Genomic DNA, 19,443 nt, shown 5'->3' with positions numbered 1-19,443 from the left:
GTGGAACCCGGTACTTGCGCCGGGCTTTATCTGGACAATCACGGTTGCGACGCCTTGGCGCCGACTTTTTCACTGTAGACAAAGACCTTGCCGATTGTGTGAAAACCGACCGTCGGGTGTCTGGCCCGGATTTCCAGCCAGTGCACACCCCCCTGTGGGAGCGAGCCTGCTCGCGAAAGCGCTGGGTCATCCAACTCGATGCTGCCTGACCCGACGTATTCGCGAGCAGGCTCGCTCCCACACAGGTCGCGTTGCGCATAGAATGTCCGGCAGAACCAAACCCGCCTCGACGAGACCGCGCATGACTTTCGATTTTGATCAGCTGTTCGACCGCCACCACACTGGTAGCACCAAGTGGAGCCGCTACCCGGCCGATGTGTTGCCGATGTGGGTCGCTGATATGGATTTTGCTGCGCCGCCGGTCATCGTCGAAGCCTTGCAACAGCGCCTGCTGCACCCGCTGCTAGGTTACAGCGTGGCCCAGGACAACCTGCGTGCAGCCATCGTCGCCGACCTGTGGAACAAGTACGCATGGCAGGTCAAACCGCAGGAGCTGATTTTCCTGCCGGGCGTGGAATCGGGCTTCAACATGGCGCTCAAGGCCCTGGTCCAGGCGCAGCAGAATGTCGTCGTGCAAGTACCGAACTATCCGCCGCTGCGCCATGCGCCGGGGCACTGGGGCCTGAACAAGGTCGAACTGCAATTCGAAGCCCAGGCCGATGGCACTTACGCCACGCCGCTGGAATCTTTGCGTGAGTCGCTGAAAGGCGGCGGCGCCCTGCTGTTGAGCAACCCGCACAACCCGCTCGGCAAGGTCTTCGCCCGCGAAGAATTGCAGGCAGTCGCGGACATCTGCGCAGCGCAGGACGCGTGGATCATTTCCGACGAGATCCACGCCGAACTGTGCTTCGACGGCCGCGTGCACATTCCCACCGCCTCGCTGAGTCCGGAAATTTCCAAGCGCACGATCACCCTGATGTCGGCGAGCAAGGCCTACAACATCGCCGGTCTGAAGACCTCGTTCATGATCATCCAGGACGCCGCGCTGCGTGAACGCGTCAACCACGCCCGCTGCGGCATGGTCGACAGCGTCAACCCGCTGGGCATGGAAGCCACCCGCGTCGCCTACAGCGAAGCCGGGCCTTGGCTCGCGGAATTGAAAATCTACCTGCAGGCCAACCGCGACTGGCTGGTAGACGCGGTGCGCACGCGCCTGCCGGGCGTGACCATCAATGTGCCGCAGGGCACGTATCTGGCGTGGCTCGATTGCACCGCGCTGGACCTGCCGGATCCGCAGCGGTTCTTCCTCGAACAGGGCAAGGTCGGCCTGAGTGCCGGGCTGGATTTTGGTGACCGGCATCAGCAGTTCGTGCGGTTGAACTTCGGTTGCCCGAGGGCGTTGCTCGAAGAAGGGATTGCGCGGATGGAGCGGGCGCTGGCCAGCCGCAAACGCTGATCCTTGCCCGGTATTCCCCTGTATAAATGACCCCCTGTGGGAGCGAGCCTGCTCGCGAAAGCGCAGTGTCAGTCGACATATTTATCGTCTGACAGACCGCTTTCGCGAGCAGGCTCGCTCCCACATTGGTTTTGCATCGCCAACCAGAATCCAGCGCAAATCCGATCGAACTCAAGGCAAAGCCACCGGGTCAACCCGGAACACTGGACTTGAAATCAGGAGACCCTGCGATGACTGACTATCCAAAACCACCCTTCCCGAAACAAGCCCAACCGGTGCCCGGCTCGCAACGCAAGATGGAACCGTATCCAGACTGCGGCGAACAAAGTTACGTCGGTTCCGGCCGCCTCGCCGGCAAGATCGCGCTGATCACCGGTGCCGACAGCGGCATTGGTCGCGCGGTGGCGATTGCCTTCGCCCGTGAAGGCGCCGACGTCGCCGTGGCTTACCTGAATGAACACGAAGACGCCAAGGAAACCGCACGCTGGGTCGAACAGGCCGGGCGTCAGTGCATCCTGCTGCCGGGCGATATCGCCGAAAAGGCTCAGTGCCAGGCGCTGGTCGACAAGACCGTCGAGCGCTTTGGCCGCATCGACATTCTGGTCAACAACGCCGCGTTCCAGATGACCCACGAAAACTTCGAGGAAATCCCCGATGACGAATGGGTGATGACCTTCGACGTCAACATCACCGCCATGTTCAGGATCTGCCAGGCGGCGATCAAGCACATGCGCCCCGGTTCGTCGATCATCAACACCAGCTCGGTCAACTCGGACATGCCCAAGCCGACTCTGCTGGCCTACGCCACCACCAAAGGCGCGATCGCCAACTTCACCGGTGGCCTGGCGCAGATGCTCGGGCCGAAGGAGATTCGCGTCAACAGCGTCGCCCCTGGCCCGATCTGGACGCCGCTGATCGTCTCGACCATGCCCGACGAAGAAGTACAGAACTTCGGCGGCAGCACCCCGCTCGGCCGTCCGGGCCAACCGGTGGAAGTCGCACCGATTTACGTGCTGCTGGCCTCCGACGAAGCCAGCTACATTACCGGCCAGCGCTACGGCGTGACCGGCGGCAAACCGATGCTGTGACCGTGCAGCAGAAAAACTGAACCCGAGCGGCATGGCATCTCTCCATACCTGTAAGCGCCTACGGGCCAACAGGAACAGGAGGTTGTCATGTCCGCCCCCCTCGTCAGACTCTTCACCCAACCCAACTTCGCCTGGACCGATATCCGCCGCGAAGAAGAAACCCATCCCCGCCACTACCTCGCGCATCTGCTGCTGCTCGTGTTGATTCCCGCCGTGTGCCTGTTCATCGGCACCACTCAAGTCGGCTGGAGCCTCGCCGCGGGTGAGAACGTGCGCCTGAGCACGGCCAGCGCCCTGCAATTGAGCGTGCTGCTGTACGTGACGATTGTCGCCGGTGTGGCGGTTATCGGCGGGTTTATCAGATGGATGTCGCGTTCATTCGATGCGCGACCAACGCTGAATCAATGCATCGGTTTTGCCGCTTACACGGTGACGCCGTTTTTCCTCGCCGGGATCGCCGGGCTGTACCCGAGCCGCTGGCTGGCGATTCTGGTGCTCGGCGCGGCGTCAATCTATTCGACGTTTTTGCTGTTCGTCGGCCTGCCGACCTTCATGCATGAGCGCAAGGAGCAAGGCCTGTTGTATTCGGCGTGCGTGTGGGGCGTCGGCCTGCTGGTGCTGGTGACCATGCTGGTGTCGATGATCCTGCTGTGGTTCAACGTGCTCATCCCCGAGTACCTGCGCACGACCGTGAGCTGACCCGGTGCGCCTGTCCTTGAAAGTTCGCTGCAGTGAGCGGTCATGAGTTTCGGCGTATGGGTCGCGGTGCTCGGCGCCGTGCTGCTGACGCTCGCTCTGACGTCGTCGTGGTTGCGCTGGATGCCGGTTACCACCTCGGCGGTGTGCCTGCTGCTGGGCATCGCGATCGGCCCCAGCGGCCTCGACCTGCTGCAATTGCCGCTGGAAGAATCATCATTGTGGATGGAGCACCTGACTGAAGTCGCGGTGCTGTTTTCCTTGTTCGTCTGCGGTCTGAAGCTGCGGTTGCCGTTGGCTCACAAGACTTGGCGTATCGCTTTTGGTCTGGCCGGGCCGGTAATGATTCTGACGATTATCGGCGTGTGCCTGCTATTGCATTGGGGCCTGCAATTGCCGTGGGGGCCTTCGTTGCTGATCGGCGCGATTCTGGCGCCGACCGACCCGGTGCTCGCCGCACTGGTGCAGGTCAATGATGCGCAGGACGTCGACAGCGTGCGCTTCGGCCTCTCCGGTGAAGCCGGGCTCAATGATGGCGTGGCTTTCCCTTTCGTGATTCTCGGTCTGCTGTTGCTGCACGGCGACGACAGCGCTGGCGAATGGCAGCACTGGGTGCTTCGCAGTCTGTTATGGGCGGTGCCGGCGGGTTTGCTCACCGGCTACTGGATGGGGCGCGGAATTGGCCGCATCGCTCTGTTGCTGCGCATTCACAACGAGGACAGCACCCTCGGCCCGAACGATTACCTCACCCTCGCGCTGATCGCGCTGTCCTACGTGGTCGCCGACGCCATTGGCGGCTACGGCTTTCTCGCGGTCTTCGCTGCTGGCCTGGGTCTGCGTCAGGAGGAAGTGAAATCCACGGGCATCACCCAAGCGCCTGCCGAGCATCTGGTGCAGCCGGTGGTCGGTCATCAGAACGTCGAACCACAGAACGCCGTGCATGGCGACACGGAGCAGTTGGAAGACAGCCAGGTCGCGGCGGGAATCATGATGGGCGACATGCTCGCATTCGGCAGTCTGGTCGAGCGGGCGATGGAAGTGTTTCTGGTGACCCTGCTCGGTGTCGTGCTGATTGCGCATTGGGACTGGCGGGCGTTGTGGATCGGCGCCGTGCTGTTCTGTCTGATTCGTCCACTGAGCGTGGCGCTGATGCCGTGGGGCAATCTGCTCAGCGGACCGCAGCGTTTGTTGATCGGCTGGTTTGGCATTCGCGGCATCGGCAGCCTGTTCTACCTGTTCTTCGCCCTGAACCATGGCCTGGATTCCGACGTGGCCAAGGTTTGTACCGACATCACGTTGTCGGTGGTGGCCCTGAGCATCCTGCTGCATGGCATCAGCACACAGCCGATGCTGGCGCGCTATGAAAGTCTGAAGCAACGAAAAAGCTGATTCTTCAACCGCTGCGCTTTGCCGAAAATCATCGAAGATTTTTCTACAAAAAAATGGATCGCCGGGCGCGACCCAAGGGTCACACCTTTAACCGCGCCAACCATCCAGCGCGACCCGGCAGGTTCGGTTCCCCTGCGGTGAACAGCCTATCAAACGGAACCCCGACACAAACAAGGTCACAGTCATGAACGAATGCTCGACTCCTGCGCAAATCAAGGCTTGCAGAGCACTGGCTCTGGAACGCAATCGTCAACTGTTCGAAGAAGCCCACGGACTGAACCGAGCGGCCAACGCGCTGCTGGAACAGACCCCGACCGACTTCGAACGCTTTGAGCAATACCGGGCACTGCGCAAGAAAGCCGATGCGAAATTTGAAGATGCAATTGATCATCTGTGTGTGCTGAATGAGGATTTCCCGCCTATTCCGGCAGCGGTGCAGAATGCTGTTACACCGCGGCGTGAGCTGGAAACCGCGTGATAAAAGTCAAAAGCCCCTCACCCTAGCCCTCTCCCCGAGGGAGAGGGGACTGACCGAGGTGTTCTCACGTGCTACACCGACCTGGCATACCGCGCCGAATGTAGATTTTGAAAAGCATGAAGATCTGCTCCCTTTCCCCCTCGCCCCCTTGGGGGAGAGGGCTGGGGTGAGGGGGTAAGATCTCACAGACACCACAAAATCCAGCACCTGTCCCCTGCCCCCGACCAATCCACCTCAAGGATTGGTCACCTGAATAAACACCGCATACACCCCCAACATCACCCAGAACGTCGCAAAAATCCAAGGCGTGCGCACTGAGAACAGCAGCGACTTGCGATAGCCCTTGTGGCTCGATTCCATTTCGCTGAACAGTGGAGACTCGTCATACGCCGCGCCCATCACCGGCTCGCTGTGCAGCAACTGGCTCTGTTTGAAGTGCCAGTGATCGATGATGTCGTACGCCGCACGAATCCCCGGCCAGGCATTCAGCGAACTGAGCACACCAAGCAGCGCCAGAAAAGGCGGCACGACAAGGGTGAACATCTTGCCCCACTCCGGATTGAGGTTGGCCATGCACGAGGCGAAAGCGATCACCAGAAACGACTGCGCCGCCAGATAGGCGTCGGTACGGTTGGCGAGGATGCTGGTTTCGTACTGGATTTCCCGGCGGTAGAAATCCAGCCGCTCCTTGGGTGAGCCAAACATCTTGGCGTCGTGTTCAGCCAAGGCTTCTTCAACAGCGCTTGGCTGGGTCAATATGCGTGACAAGAGACGTGCCCTCCAAAAGTGAACAAGACTTTTGGAAAGGCACGCGTCAGCACTAGTTCAGCCGGATCGACCAGCGCGTCACTTCATCGACTGGGCGATGATCTGGACCAGATTCAACTGGGTGAACGGTTTCGGCAGACGCGGCAGATCGGCGGCGAAGCCTTCCAAACGTTCGGCGTATCCAGTGGCGAGAATGATCGGCAAATCCGGCTTGAGCATCCGCACGGCATGGGCCAGTTGCGCGCCACTCATGTGCGGCATGGCCATGTCGGTGATCACCAGATCGATGACCTCGCCCTGATCGAACAGCGCCAGCGCCTGAGCGCCGGAAGTCGCTCCGATGACGCGATGACCGAGGTCTTCGAGCAACAGACTGGTGCTGGTCAGCACCAGCGAATCGTCATCGACCACCAGCACGCTGAGCCTTGGGACCGCAATGGGCGCAGCGTTGCTGTACGCCGGGCGACTGGCCGTTTGCTCTAACGCCACCGGAATCCACAGTTCGGCCGCCGTGCCGTGGCCCTTCTCGCTTTTGAGAGTAAAGCGCCCGCCCAACTGCTCGATAAAGCCATGCACCATCGACAAACCGAGCCCGGTGCCTTTGCCCAGTCCCTTGGTGGTGAAGAAAGGGTCGCGGGCGCAGGCCAGCGTGGCTTCGTCCATGCCTTCGCCGCTGTCGATCAGGCTCAGGCACACGTAACGCCCCGCTGCCAGGGTCGAATGAGTTTGTTCCAGCACCACTTCGGCTTGCGCCTGAATGATCACCGTGCCGCCGTCGGGCATGGCATCGCGGGCATTGGTGGCGAGATTGAGGATCGCCAGCTCCAGCTGATTGCTGTCGGCCAGCACTGGCTGCAGATCGTCGGGAAAGCGCGTTTCGATGCGAATCCCTGGTCCCAGCGAACTGCGCAGCAGCCCGGTGATGCCTTGCACCAGTTGCGGGATATCCACCGATTCAGTCTTGAGTTCCTGACGCCGGGCGAAGGCCAGCATGCGCTGGGTCAGCGAGACACCGCGCAAGGCCCCTTGGGTGGCGTTCTCCAGCAGTCGAGCGATTTTCGGCGCGTCGCCGATGCGTTTCTGCACGATCTCGAGATTGCCGAGAATCACCGTCAGCAGGTTGTTGAAGTCATGGGCGATGCCGCCGCTGAGTTGGCCGATCGCCTGCATCTTCTGCGCCTGGAACAACGCCTCGCGGGTCTTTTCCAGGGCTTGCTGCGCCTCGTGCGCCTCGGTCACATCGCGGGTGATCTTGGCAAAGCCGAGCAGCGTGCCGGTGTCGCCGCGAATCGCATCGACGACCACGTGGGCAAGAAACCGCGTGCCGTCCTTGCGCATCCGCCAACTGCGGTTCTCGAACCGGCCTTCGCGGGTGGCAATCTCCAGCGAGCGCTGCGGCTCGCCGAGTTCGCGGTCTTCGGGGGTGTAGAAAATCGAAAAATGCTGGCCGATGATTTCTTCCGGCAGGTAACCCTTGATGCGCTGCGCGCCCTGGTTCCAGTTGCTGACGCAACCTTCGGGGCTGAGCATGTAGATCGCGTAGTCGGTGACGCCCTGCACCAGCAGGCGGAACTGCTGTTCGCTTTGCTTGAGGGTTTCCTCGGCCATTTTGCGGTCGGTGAGGTCGCGGGTGATCTTGGCGAACCCCAGCAGCTTGCCGTTGGGGTCGATGATCGGGTCGATCACCACGTGCGACCAGAAGTGCGTGCCGTCCTTGCGCACGCGCCAGCCCTCGCCTTCGAAGCGACCTTCACGGATCGCTGTGTCCAGCGCCCGTTGCGGCATGCCGTTGGCGCGGTCTTCCGGGGTATAGAAGCGCGAGAAATGCTCGCCGATGATTTCCGCTTCTTCGTAGCCCTTGAAGCGTTTGGCGCCGGAGTTCCAACTGGTGATGGTACCGTCGGGGTCGATCATGTAGATCGCGTAGTCGACAACCGCGTCGATCAGCAGCCGGAAACGGCTGTCTTCGATCGCTGCGGTTCTGTTGTTTTCACTCATCACACTCACCAGCCACTGTCATGGGCTGAAGTATGCGTGAATCCACTGATTTGGAAAGTGCCGGCTCGCTTTTGATTGCCCACCACTGCGGCAGCAGTTGCTGGATGCGGCTTTCGGCAAAGCGGTCATCAATGAGCATGACCGTGCCGCGATCCTCACGGGTGCGAATCACCCGCCCGGCGGCTTGTACGACTTTTTGCATGCCCGGGTACAGATAGGTGTAGTCGTAGCCGGCGCCAAAAATGGCGGCCATGCGCCGCTTCATCTGCTCGTTGACCGGGTTGAGCTGCGCCAGCCCCAGCGTGGCGATGAACGCGCCGATCAGCCGCGCGCCGGGCAAATCGATGCCCTCGCCAAACGCCCCGCCCAGCACCGCAAACCCGACGCCCTGGCTGTCGGCGCTGAACTGGTCGAGAAACGCCTGCCGCGCGCCCTCAGCCATGCCCCGCGATTGCAGCCACTGGGTGATGTGCGGATGGCGCTCGGCCAATAAGGTCGCGACCTGTTGCAGGTAATCGAAACTGCTGAAGAACGCCAGATAGTTGCCCGGGCGCTCGCTGAACTGGCGCGCGATCAGCTCGACGATAGGCTCCAGCGAGGCCTGGCGATGGTTAAAACGGGTGGAGATCTGGCTGACGATGTGCACCTGCAACTGCTCGGCGCTGAACGGCGATTCGACGTCGATGCACACCGTGTCGGCGGGCGTGCCGAGCAGGTCGGCGTAGTAGTTGCGCGGGCTCAGCGTGGCCGAGAACAGCACGCTGCTGCGCGCCGCGCTCAGGCGCGGGCCGATGAACGCCGCCGGCACCACGTTGCGCAGGCACAGTTGCGACAGTGGACGCTTGCGATCGAGGTCGCGTTTGCTGATATCGAACAGGTAATGCTCGTCGTACAGCTCGGCGACCCGGGCGAATTGCAGCAAGTCGAAATAGAAATTCTGCAGGCCGCTGTCGAGGCCTTGCGGATGTTCGTTGAGGTAATCGCCAATGGCCGCGCAACACAGCGAGATGGCTTGCAGGAGTTTGTCCGGCGCCTTGTCGTACGCCTGATACGCCGCCAGTTGCGGCGCATGCAGCGCGTTCCATTCACGGTTGACCCGTTGCAGGGAATTCTTCAGCGCTGCCGGCGCGGTTTTGCGCACGCTGGCGAGGGTGAACTGGTCGAGGCTGGCGCTGTACATCTGCCGGCCGCGTTCGACCAGGTTGTGCGCCTCGTCGGCGAGCACCGCGACTTTCCACTGATTGAGCTGGGCCAGACCGAACAGCAGCGCGCTGAAGTCGAAGTAATAGTTGTAGTCGGCAACCACCACATCCGCCCAACGGGCCATTTCCTGACTCAGGTAATACGGGCATACGCTGTGCTGCGCGGCAACTTCACGCATCGCCGCCTGATCCAGCAGATTGATATGGCTGGCAGATTCGCGGGCAGCCGGCAGGCGATCATAAAAACCCTGGGCCAACGGACAGGATTCACCGTGGCAGGCTTTGTCCGGATGTTCGCAGGCCTTGTCGCGAGCAACCATTTCCATCACTCGCAGCGGCAAGTCCGGCGCTTGCCTGAACAACACTTGACTGGCATCGAGCGCCAGTTTGCGTCCGGGAGTCTTGGCGGTGAGAAAGAACACCTTGTCCAGTTGCTGCGGCGCCAGGGCCTTGAGCATCGGAAACAGCGTGCCAAGGGTTTTGCCAATCCCGGTCGGTGCCTGGGCCATCAGACAGCGGCCGGTGCTGACGGCTTTGAACACTGATTCGGCCAGATGCCGTTGGCCGGGACGAAAATCCGCATGCGGGAACGCCAGTTGCTGCGCGGCCAGATTGCGCGCTTCGCGATGGGCCATTTCCTGCTCGGCCCATTGCAGGAACAAGCCGCACTGCTGCGTGAAAAACGTCTGGAGTGACTCGGCGCTGTGGGATTCGACCAGGCAGGTTTCCTTTTCGCTGACGACGTCGAAATACACCAGCGCCAGATTGATCTGCTGCAATTGCAGTTTCTGGCACATCAACCAGCCGTAGATTTTCGCCTGCGCCCAGTGCAACTGGCGGTGATTGGCCGGTTGCCTGCTCAGGTCGCCGCGATAGGTTTTGACTTCTTCCAGGCAGTTTTGCGCCGGGTCGTAGCCATCCGCCCTGCCCTTGACCTTCAGCTCGCCGAATTCGCCTTGCAGAGCCACTTCGCTCTGGTACTGCTCACTGCGCCGCGACGCCACGGTGCGATGGCCGACGATGCCTTCGAGCGCCGTTGGTGACGGGGTGAAGCGCAGGTCGAGATCACCGGTCTTGGCGGTGAACTCGCACAGTGCACGCACGGCAACGCTGTAACTCAAGCGCTCTGCTCCGCCCATTGCACGTAACACACCGCCACCGGCATCTGGTGCTCGTGGCAGAACTCCAGCCAGCGCAGTTGATTGTCCTGCAAGCGGTCGCCGGGGCCTTTGACTTCGATCATCCGGTAGGTCTTGTGCTGCGGCCAGAACTGGATCAGGTCCGGCATGCCGGCGCGGTTGGCCTTGATGTCGAGCAGCAGGCGATTGAACCAGTGTTTCAGGTGTTCGGCGGGCAGACAGGCCAGCGCCTGCTCCAGCAAGGCTTCATTGAGCGCACCCCAGAACACGAACGGCGACTGAATGCCCCACTTGTCGACGAAGCGCTGGCGAATGGTCTCGGCGTAGCGGCCGTCATCGAGTTCGCCCAGGCAGGCCTGGAACAGCTCGGCGCGGCGCTCGAGGAAGTCTTCGCTGAGCAGATCCACCGGGCCGCGCTGGAACGGGTGAAAGAACGCACCCGGCAACGGCGCGAAGATCGCCGGCCAGCACAACAGGCCAAACAGCGAATTGATCAGGCTGTTCTCGACGTAATGCACCGGGCCGTCATCGGCATGCAAGTGCGCTTGTACGTGAAATTCCACCGACCGCGCCGGATCGCTGCGCGGCAAATGCAAATCGAGGCGTTCGACCTCTCTGGCCTTGGCACGCTTGAGCGGCGGGCCACCGAGTTTGCGCCGCAGACGCGGGACGATGCGTTGCAAGCCCTGCTGCTCGGCGGCACTTTGCGGCGCCTGTTCGGCCAGCGTGCCGAGTTCCAGCGCCAATGCATATTCGCCGCAACGCTCGAGCACACGGATCATCCGCAGTCGTGCGCCCGGATACGCGCAGTCGCGGTAAACATTCAAGGCCAGCGCAAAGTCGCCGATGCGCTCGGCATACTGGCCGATCTGGAACAACGCCTTGGCTTGCCGGCGGCGCAGCCACGGGTTGTCGAACTGCACGGCGTTGATCTGTTCGACGATTTCCGCCAGCGGCTCACCGGCCTCGAAACGCAGTTGGCACTGATGCAGAAACAGGCAGGCATCGACGTCTTCGCGACTGCGCAGGCCTCGGGAGTCAGCGCAGAACTCGACTTTTTCATAAGTGAAGATGCCGAGGTCGGCCAGCACGAACTCCGACCAGTCCTGATACAGATTGCCGAAGAACATCAGCCGCAGGCGATCGCACAAATCCATCAGGGTCAGGCTGAACAGCCGGTCGGCCAGTTGCGGCGCCCAGACGCGCAGGGTTTGCGCCTCGCTGAACTGTTCGGCCAGCACGGGCAGCCATTCGTCCTTGCGCCCTTTCGGTTGATCGATAAAGGTGCCGAACGCTTGCAGCAGCTCGGCCTTGAGCAGGACATCAAACAGCTCTGCCAGGGTCAGCGCAGCGTGTTCATCGAGCCAGCCGCGATCGAGCAACGGCTGCGCCGCCTCAGCGATGTCGCCGATTTCAAGATAATTGAGTTTGCTCGCGCGAAAGTGAATGCCCTTGCGCATGACCATGCGCACCAGCAATCCCTGCGAGGCTTGCGGCAGCGTGTTGAAGTCGCGGATGAAACCGTGTTCGCTTGCGCTCATCACATCGGCATAGCGAAGCCCAAGCCAATCAAGCACTTGCCGGAAGTTGTTGAGGTAATAGAACGGATCGTCGAGAGGGTTGGAGGTCACGGGAATTCAAAGCCACGGCAAGCGAACACTGGTTATGCGTACAGATAACAGCTCAGCCCCGCCCGGCGCAAACGGAAAAAGATCAATGGCATTTTTTCGTGCCGCCATCGAACTTTTCCGCCGCTGCTGGCACCAACCGCGTTACAGGGCCGACAATGCCCGCAATCACATTCAAGCAAGGAGTCAGAGGTGGGTATGAAAATCAAGATGCTGGGTATTCCTGTAGCAGTCGCAGCCCTGTTGGCGCTGGGCGGCTGTTCGACCCAGACCGTGGTGACGCTGCAGAACGGCACCCAGTACCTGACTGAGGACATGCCGAAGACCGAGACCGAAGATGGTTTCTATGAGTTCGAGGACATTTCCGGCGCCAAGGTCAAGGTTCGCGCCGATGAAGTCGCGACCGTGCGCAAGGAAGACTGATCCGATAATTACCGCGTTATCCTTCAATCGCGGGCAAGCCCGCTCCCACAGGTCTTATGTCGTTCACAGCGTGGATGTACGACTCGGACTCTGTGGGAGCTGGCTTGCCAGCGATGGCGCCATTACTGGCGCCGCATAACCATCAGGCAATCACGATCCCGTCGCTGTTGAGGCTCCCCAGCGCCACCCCCACCAACGTCACCGAATCCCCGCCAAATGTCAGCACGGTATCCTGCCCGACCGCCGAGGCATGGGCGCGCAAATCATCCCCCGGCAACACACCCTGTACGCCGAGAAACACCAGTTTGTCATCGGCCGTATAGCCAACGACCCGATCCTGGCCGAACGCGCCGTGGAACAGAAACGTATCCGCCCCGCCGCCCGATTCCAGCAGGTCATTGCCAGCGCCGCCGACAAACACATCATTGCCCGCGCCGCCGAGCAAATGATCATTGCCCTCAAGGCCAAACAGCCAATCGCCGCCCGCATGCGCCTTGAGCATGTCATTGGCAGCCGTGCCTTTCATGCTCGACTCATAAGCGGTGAGGTTGCTGCCGACTTTCAGCCCCGTGGCCGTGACGCTGTGCAACACGTCGTCATTGAACACGCCCCAGAGAAAACCCGGCTCTTTGCTGACAATGCTGCCGATGTCGCGGGTAATGCTGATCCCGCCGTTGGCATCGCGGATGTACAGGTTGCCGGCACCGTCGTTGGCGAAATCAAAGTTCTTCACTGTTTGCTGCAAGTCGAGCGTGTTGTTGCCCTGCCCACCCAGAATGACGTTGTAGCCACCGTCGTCGCGGAAGCTGTCGTTGCCGGCGCCGCCCTCCAGATAGTCATTGCCGCTGCCGCCCTGGATCAGGTCATTGCCGTCACTGCCGATGATGAAGGTGCTGCCCTTGTGGGTTTCGGCGTTGCGGTTGAGGTCCTGCACCCAAGTGTTGGCCCGCGCCGGGTCGGAGAGGTTGGCGACGATGATCGTCGAGTCGCGGCTGGTCAGGTCGTAGAACTTCGACTCCAGCACGCGCGTCATGCCGTCGCCGTAGCCAGTGGGCAGGTGCGAAATCCAGGTCGGGATATTCAGGATCGAATACGGCAGCACGTTCCAGGAGTTCGAGGCGTAGTGATCGTTGAAGCTGACGAGGTTGTCGGTGGTGGATGTGTGCGGCGCATCGTGCACACCCACCGAGGCACTGCTGAAGGTCGAACCGTCGAGGGCGCGAAACACCGGGTCGTTTTCGTAGCCGATATTCAGCACCTTGTCGCCGCTGCTCTGCGTCGGTGAGGCGTAGGCGATGTAGTTGGAATCGGCGAAGAAACCGCCCCACTTGCCGCCGCTCAGGTCGGCCATACTGTTCACCGCCAGGCCGCCCAGGCTATGACCGCTGACCAGCACGTCCTTACCGCTGAGGCCATTGGCCCGAGCAAATGCGACGACATCGTTGAGCAGATTGCCGAAAGCTTCGCCGACGTAGTTTTTTGCGTAATCGGCCGGGCCGAACGCTGCGAGCAGATCGTTGATCACGTCGCCAATCGAATCACCAATGAGGATTTCGCGCGGGCCGCTGGTGCCGCGAAAGGCGATACCCAGTTCGGTGAGGTGACCCTGGACATCGTACTTGCCGAGGATTTCCACTTGCGCGCTGGTATAGCCGGCCTTCTCGCCGAAGAACGTCCCGCGTGCATCGGTCTTGCCGTCGTAGCCCAATTGCGCAGCGGTGATGGGCGTCCAGCCGGCCTTTTTCACGGCATCGAGGGCGAGTTTTTCCGAGTCGGGATTCCACGGGATACCGGGGATCACCCCTTGCGAATCGGTGCCGCCAATCAGTGCGGTGACCAGCGTTGCCGGCAGGCCCAGGCCGAAGCCGTTGTGCTGATAACCGGCGGCGAAGCCGTTATCGAGGTTGTGATAGGAATACAGCGTGATCGCCATGGCATCGCTGAACAGCGCCGCGGAATCGGCTGTGCCGAAGTTCTTGTAGTCGTATACACCCATTGCCATTGCCTCTCTTGTTGTTGGAATTGTCAGAGATAGCTCACAGCCAGAGCGCGAGGCTCTGGAGCATTCGTTACATCTTGCACATCCTCTGTAGGAGCTGCCGAAGGCTGCGTTCTTTTGGGACGCAGAGCGCCCCCGGCTGCATTCCCACGCAGAGCGTGGGAACGATCATGTGTACGCCGCACCTGTGGGAGCGAGCCTGCTCGCGAAGGCGGCAGCACATTCAACATCACAATCGCCTGACCCACCGCTTTCGCGAGCAGGCTCGCTCCCACAATGAGATCTCCTGCAACTTCGGAATCAGGCAAAGACGAAACTCGAGTCCGTCAGGTCAGTCACGCCGACGCCAATCAGCGTCACGGCAAAATCGCCGACCTTCAGCACGGTATCAGCGCCGGACTGCGCGGCATGCTGCTTGTAGTCATAACCCTGTCCCGCGCCCGCGACGCCCATGAACAGCAGTTTGTCGCTGTCCTGTAACCATTGATCGCATCGAAACCGAACGCACCGCTGAACAGGAAGGTGTTGCCGCCACCCACCGCCGTCATCACGTCGTTGCCGGCGCCACCCACGAAAGTCACCTGCGACTTGTCACTGATCAGTTGATCATCGCCACCAAGCCCGAACAGCCAGTCGCCATCGGCCGTGGCATGCAAGGCATTGCCGTAGCCGTCACCGCTGAGCGAATGGTTGTACTGGGTCAGTTCGCTGCCGTTGCTCAGGCCCTTGGCGGTGACGCCCCAGGTGATTTCCTTGCTGCCCCACCACGAACCGGCCTCTTTACTGACCAGCGCGCCGATGTCGCGGGTCAGGCTGACGCCGCCGTAGGCGTCGCGCACGTACAGCGTGCCGTCGCCGTCGTTGGCGAAGCTGAAGTTCTGTAACGGCTTTTGCAGTTCGAAGGTGTTATGGCCCTGCCCGCCGAAAATGACGTTGTAGCCGCCGTCATCACGAAAACGGTCGTCGCCGCCCAGTCCTTCAAGAAAGTCGTTACCCGCCCCGCCCTTGAGCCAGTCGCTGCTCTGCGTGCCGATGATGAAGGTGCTGCCGCTGTGCGGCTCGCCGCTGCGGCCCAGGTCCTCGACCCAGGTCTTGCTCCGCGATGCCTCTTCGAGATTGGCGACGATGATTGTCGAGTCGCGCTCGGTCAGGTTGTAGAACGCCGAATCGATCACCCGATTCAAGCCATCGGCGTAGCCCAGTGAACTGTGCGCCGACCAGTTCAGCGGGTTGGCGATGCTGAACGGCACCAGGTTCTGCGCCGTGGAAGCGTAGTTATCGGTGAAATTGACCAGGTTGTCGGTGGTCGATTCGTGGGGCTTGTCGTGCTTGCCCATCGATGCCGTGCTGAACGTGGTGCCGTCGAGCACGCGAAATACCGGATCGTTTTCGAAACCGATGTTGAGCACCTGGGGGCCGGTGCTGCTCTGGGTCGGCGAGGCGAAGGCGATGTAATTGGCATCCTTGTAGAAGCCGCCCCAGTTGTCCGCGCTCAATTCAGCAACGCTATTAACCCCAAGCCCGCCGAGGCTGTGGCCGCTGATCAGCACATCGTTGGCGGCAATGCCGTTGGCGATCGCGAAATCGGCGACGGCGTTGAGCAGATTGTCGAACGCGTTTTTCGCGTAGTTGCTCGCGTAATCCGACGGCCCGACCGCCGCGAGCAGATTGTTTTTCAGATCACCGAAAGTGTCGCTGTAACCCAGCCCGCCGGTGCCGCGAAAGGCAATGCCAAGGCCGATCAACTTGCCAGCGGCGTCGTACTTGCCGAGCACTTCGGCCTCAGCGCTGGTGAAGCCATCCTGTTCCCCGAAGAACGTGCCTTGCACGCCGACCTTGCCCTGATAGCCCAGCGCCGTCGCCGTGACCGGTGCCCACGCCGTGGCCGGCAATGGTTTGCCGGTGGGCGTGTAGGCATACAGCGTCAGTGCGATGGCGTCGCTGTACACCCCTTTGCCGTCGGCATTTTTGTAATCGAACAATCCCATGTGCAGCGCTCCTTTTCCTTGAAAAACCGGCAGCCCAGAAGCGCTGCCGGTTACGCCTCAGAACTGCCAGTCGAGGGTCAGACCGACGCCGTGATCCTTCTCGTTCGAGCCGATCAGGCCGTTGTAGTCGAGGTTGACCCGCACGTCGCGATTGAGCGCCAGCCCGGCGCGCACTCCGACCACGGCAGCGTCACGATCCATCGACACGCTCTGCACGGTGAACGCGCTATTGCCGTTGGCGAAGGCCAGATGGCTGTCGGCATCGACGCTGCTCAGGTTGTGCTGCCAGCCGAGACTGGCGCCCAGTTCCAACTGATGCTTGTCCGACACAGCGAAGCTGCGCTTGGCGCGCACGCCGAGGGTCGACAGCACCACGTCGCGGGTGTCTTCACCGCCCTTGAGCGCGGCAGCGTCACCCTTCTCGGTGAAGCTGTCGGTGTTGAGGTGCACGTAGGACAGATTGGCGAACGGCTCCAGGTTCATCGGTTGCAGGCCCAGATCGTATGCGGCCTCGGTGAACACCTGCGCGGTGGTCGCGTCACGCTTGGTTTTCTGTTTGCCGCTGACGTCGCCGAACTGCAGATCGCGTTTCACATCGATACGATGCCAGCTGTACGCGCCGCCGACCGTCAGGCGCAACGCGTCGATTTCATGGCCCAGATACGCACCCAAGTGGTAGCTGTCGACCGACGCCGACGAATGCGTGCCGCTGCCCATGCTCAACGAACTGTCGCTGTAACCGGTGACGAAACCGAGACGGGTATCTTCAGCAATCAGACCGTCGACACCAGCCAGCAGCCCACCGATGGAGCTATTGGAATCGGCATTGTCGTGTCCGCCGTCACTCTCGCCCCACGAGCCGAGGACCTTGACCCAGACGTTGCTGCGCTCATCAGTCGGCGCATCGGCGTTGAACAGATCACGCTCACGCAGGCGCTCGCCGACGGCTTCGCGCAGGTAGCGGCTGTCGTTGATCAGCAGCGTGCCGATGGCCGGGTGAATCTCGCCGGACAACTGTTGAAAGGCCTGCTGCGCCGACGCCGCGTTGGGCGACAGCAACAGGGTTTCGAACAGCGCATTGCCCGCACCCAAACGTTCGGCGGCGGCACCGACGGCGCGCTGGTTCGGCGTCAGACCGACGCTGGCGAACGATGCCTCATTGCGTCCCACTGCCAGTTGAATGCCGCCCGCCGAGTAATCCAGGGTGCCGCCAAGGAAGGCGTAATTCGGCAAGACCTGACCGAAGCGCCCTTCAATGCCGCCCGCCGCTTGCAGGATGTTGTAGCGAGTGCCGAGCAGGCTTTGCACTTCGCCGGTGCTGAGCAAGGTCGGGCTGTTTTCCAGCGACAGGCTCACCGTGGCACCGTCGATGATGGCTTTGCCGCCCGCAACGATCTGATCGCTGCTGGTTGGCGACAGCTCTACGGCGTAGGTCGAACCCGGCGCGAAGGTCACGTCACCGGCGACGTTCAAGGTGCCGATGGAGTTGCCCGGCGCCACCGTACCGCCGCTGTTCACTGCCAGCGCGCCGATGCGGCCATTGCCGCCGAGGATGCCGCCATTGTTGACAGTGACCGCCGATTGCAGCGAACCGTTGATGGCCAGTCGACCCTGATTGACCAGGGTCGGGCCGCTGTAAGTGTTATTGCCGGTCAGCACCAGGGTGCCGATGCCTTGCTTGGTCAGACCGCCGTGGCCGCCGATGTCGTTGCGCCAGGTGTCGAGGCCGCACGTGATATCGATGCACACGCGTTCGGTGGGTTTGCCCTGATCGATGATCGCACCGATGCCCGGCAAGTCAGCCACGAACTGGCCGGAGCCGTAAGCGCCCTGCACGCGAAACTCTTCGGGAATGTCCTGCTCGGTGACGAACATCGCCGGGCCGTCGATGGCCTTGCGCAGGTTGATCATGCCCCAACCGTACAAGGCGTCGATGCCCGGTGCGCCGAGGTCGGTCGCAGTGGTGCGCAACACGCTGGCGACCTGGTCGCCGGACATATACGGGAAGCGCTCCATCAGCACGGCGATGGAACCAGCGACATGCGGCGCCGCCATCGAGGTGCCGTTGTAGTTGGCGTAGCTGGTGGTCAGGTTGCCGGCGTTGGTGCCTTCGATGATCGAGCTATAAATCTTGGTGCCCGGCGCCGAGACGCAGTAACTCGCCGTATAGCCGCAGCGCGAGGAGAACGTGCTGATCACGTACGGATTGGCGCTGGCGGTGTCCGGGTTCTGCTGCAACGCGGCGACGGTGATCCAGTTCGGCGCGATGTCCGGGACGAAATAACCCAGGCCGGCAATGGCGTCGGGATTGTTCAGGTTGTAATCGTTGCCGGCGGCAAAAATGGTGACGATGCCGCTGCGAGCGGCGGCGATGGCGCCGTCGTAAGCGCCGCCGGGTTTGGTGCCGAGCAGCGTGCGGATTTCGTTGAATTGCAATTGCGCGTCGTTGACGGTGAAGTGCGGATACGCCGGATCGCGGCCGCCGAGGTCGAAGCGGTCGGTGATGCCGATGCCCCAGCTGTTGTTGATGATCCGCGCCCCGCTGGCGATCAGCGCATCCCAACCGGCCTTGTACACCGCGCCGTCGTTGCCGCGCACGATGCCGTCTTCCGGGCCTGGGTCGCCGTTATCGGCGCTGATGATCTGCGCACCGAATGCAACACCGTGCATCACCCCGCCGTCGCGACTGCCCGCCGCGATGCCGCCGACGTGCGTGCCATGGGCGCCGAGCTTGCCGTTGGAGCCGACCGAGGGTGAACCGTCATAGAGGAACGCATCGCCGGCCTTTACCGGGATGTAAGGGTCGGTGTATTCGCGAATGCCGCTGGTGACCAGGGTGACGACTTTGTTACTGCCAGAGAACTCCGGATGCGCGGCGTAGACCGGCTGATCGAAGATGCCCAGTTTCACGCCTTTGCCGGTGTAGCCGGCGGCGTAGGCGTAATCCGCGCCGATCGCACCCAAGCCCCAGTCAGCCTTGAATTCATTGCTGCGCCAGCTCGACGGATCGCCGCTGCGGCCGTTTTCAACGTAAGGCGCTGCCTGTGCCATCGCACTGGCACAGAGCATGGCGACTGTCAGGGTTTTCAGGGCAAAGCGGCCACCCGATTGCGCGGGGGTATTGTTGTTATCCATCCACGACCTTCCTTAGTGATGTTGCGAAAAATCCGGTTGCCTTGATCGTTCCCACG

12 protein-coding genes and 1 pseudogene are annotated in these 19,443 nt (G+C 61.6%); 6 read left to right on the top strand and 7 right to left on the bottom strand.

Going from position 1 to position 19,443, the window contains the following annotated elements; translation table 11 throughout:
• Positions 1-301 precede the first annotated feature (301 nt).
• From AB4N48_RS10270 to AB4N48_RS10250, 5 genes are all read left to right on the top strand, one after another.
• Positions 302-1,456 carry a MalY/PatB family protein gene (locus AB4N48_RS10270; protein ID WP_460095342.1) on the top strand — a complete coding sequence of 385 codons (1,155 nt, stop codon included), beginning with the start codon at positions 302-304 and terminating at the stop codon, positions 1,454-1,456.
• Positions 1,457-1,686: 230 nt separating this feature from the next.
• The gene (locus AB4N48_RS10265) at positions 1,687-2,544 is read left to right on the top strand and encodes a glucose 1-dehydrogenase (RefSeq protein ID WP_016774822.1); all 858 of its coding nucleotides are present in this window, start codon (positions 1,687-1,689) and stop codon (positions 2,542-2,544) included.
• Positions 2,545-2,631: 87 nt separating this feature from the next.
• Entirely contained in the window at positions 2,632-3,243 is a 612-nt protein-coding gene (locus tag AB4N48_RS10260; protein WP_460095341.1) for a Yip1 family protein, read from the top strand.
• A 42-nt stretch (positions 3,244-3,285) separates the two neighbouring features.
• Positions 3,286-4,629, top strand: a complete 1,344-nt coding sequence (locus tag AB4N48_RS10255; RefSeq protein WP_460095340.1) for a cation:proton antiporter — start codon at positions 3,286-3,288, stop codon at positions 4,627-4,629.
• A 184-nt stretch (positions 4,630-4,813) separates the two neighbouring features.
• Positions 4,814-5,107 carry a hypothetical protein gene (locus AB4N48_RS10250; RefSeq protein WP_252867663.1) on the top strand — a complete coding sequence of 98 codons (294 nt, stop codon included), beginning with the start codon at positions 4,814-4,816 and terminating at the stop codon, positions 5,105-5,107.
• 234 nt (positions 5,108-5,341) lie between these two features.
• On the opposite strand, the gene AB4N48_RS10245 is transcribed toward AB4N48_RS10250, so the two are convergent.
• The 4 genes from AB4N48_RS10245 to AB4N48_RS10230 all read right to left on the bottom strand — a co-directional run bounded on the left by AB4N48_RS10245 (position 5,342) and on the right by AB4N48_RS10230 (position 11,845).
• Positions 5,342-5,875, bottom strand: a complete 534-nt coding sequence (locus tag AB4N48_RS10245; protein ID WP_016774826.1) for a hypothetical protein — start codon at positions 5,873-5,875, stop codon at positions 5,342-5,344.
• Positions 5,876-5,953: 78 nt separating this feature from the next.
• Positions 5,954-7,873: a hybrid sensor histidine kinase/response regulator gene (locus AB4N48_RS10240; RefSeq protein ID WP_460095338.1), complete on the bottom strand. Its 1,920-nt coding sequence runs from the start codon at positions 7,871-7,873 to the stop codon at positions 5,954-5,956.
• On the bottom strand, positions 7,866-10,196 hold the full coding sequence (locus tag AB4N48_RS10235; protein WP_315435095.1) for an ATP-dependent DNA helicase: 2,331 nt from the start codon (positions 10,194-10,196) through the stop codon (positions 7,866-7,868). The genes AB4N48_RS10240 and AB4N48_RS10235 overlap by 8 nt, the downstream gene beginning before the upstream one ends.
• Positions 10,193-11,845, bottom strand: a complete 1,653-nt coding sequence (locus tag AB4N48_RS10230) for a VRR-NUC domain-containing protein (protein ID WP_460095336.1) — start codon at positions 11,843-11,845, stop codon at positions 10,193-10,195. The genes AB4N48_RS10235 and AB4N48_RS10230 overlap by 4 nt, the downstream gene beginning before the upstream one ends.
• Positions 11,846-12,040: 195 nt before the next feature.
• Here AB4N48_RS10230 and AB4N48_RS10225 point away from each other — a divergent pair, with 195 nt between their 5' ends.
• A complete protein-coding gene (locus AB4N48_RS10225) occupies positions 12,041-12,265 on the top strand; it encodes a YgdI/YgdR family lipoprotein (RefSeq protein ID WP_016774830.1) in 225 nt (74 codons plus the stop codon).
• 142 nt (positions 12,266-12,407) lie between these two features.
• Here the strand turns inward: AB4N48_RS10225 and AB4N48_RS10220 are convergent, their stop codons facing one another.
• The 3 genes and pseudogenes from AB4N48_RS10220 to AB4N48_RS10210 all read right to left on the bottom strand — a co-directional run bounded on the left by AB4N48_RS10220 (position 12,408) and on the right by AB4N48_RS10210 (position 19,387).
• Complete coding sequence (locus tag AB4N48_RS10220; RefSeq protein ID WP_460095554.1) at positions 12,408-14,261, bottom strand: polyurethane esterase; 1,854 nt, start codon at positions 14,259-14,261, stop codon at positions 12,408-12,410.
• A 303-nt stretch (positions 14,262-14,564) separates the two neighbouring features.
• Positions 14,565-16,252 (bottom strand): annotated as a pseudogene (locus AB4N48_RS10215) (polyurethane esterase).
• A 57-nt stretch (positions 16,253-16,309) separates the two neighbouring features.
• The gene (locus AB4N48_RS10210; RefSeq protein WP_460095335.1) at positions 16,310-19,387 is read right to left on the bottom strand and encodes an autotransporter domain-containing protein; all 3,078 of its coding nucleotides are present in this window, start codon (positions 19,385-19,387) and stop codon (positions 16,310-16,312) included.
• Between the last annotated feature and the right edge of the window lie 56 nt (positions 19,388-19,443).

The organism is Pseudomonas sp. S2_C11, from assembly GCF_054668395.1.
This window is presented reverse-complemented; position numbering and strand designations above follow the sequence as displayed.

What these genes read in the sequence shown, in the direction of transcription:
- AB4N48_RS10260 (WP_460095341.1), top strand. Translation starts at nt 2,632, where the DNA reads ATGTCCGCCCCCCTCGTCAGACTCTTCACCCAACCCAACTTCGCCTGG.
- AB4N48_RS10255 (WP_460095340.1), top strand. Translation starts at nt 3,286, where the DNA reads ATGAGTTTCGGCGTATGGGTCGCGGTGCTCGGCGCCGTGCTGCTGACG.
- AB4N48_RS10240 (WP_460095338.1), bottom strand. Translation starts at nt 7,873, where the DNA reads ATGAGTGAAAACAACAGAACCGCAGCGATCGAAGACAGCCGTTTCCGG.
- AB4N48_RS10220 (WP_460095554.1), bottom strand. Translation starts at nt 14,261, where the DNA reads ATGGGTGTATACGACTACAAGAACTTCGGCACAGCCGATTCCGCGGCG.
- AB4N48_RS10270 (WP_460095342.1), top strand. Translation starts at nt 302, where the DNA reads ATGACTTTCGATTTTGATCAGCTGTTCGACCGCCACCACACTGGTAGC.
- AB4N48_RS10210 (WP_460095335.1), bottom strand. Translation starts at nt 19,387, where the DNA reads ATGGATAACAACAATACCCCCGCGCAATCGGGTGGCCGCTTTGCCCTG.
- AB4N48_RS10250 (WP_252867663.1), top strand. Translation starts at nt 4,814, where the DNA reads ATGAACGAATGCTCGACTCCTGCGCAAATCAAGGCTTGCAGAGCACTG.
- AB4N48_RS10225 (WP_016774830.1), top strand. Translation starts at nt 12,041, where the DNA reads ATGAAAATCAAGATGCTGGGTATTCCTGTAGCAGTCGCAGCCCTGTTG.
- AB4N48_RS10265 (WP_016774822.1), top strand. Translation starts at nt 1,687, where the DNA reads ATGACTGACTATCCAAAACCACCCTTCCCGAAACAAGCCCAACCGGTG.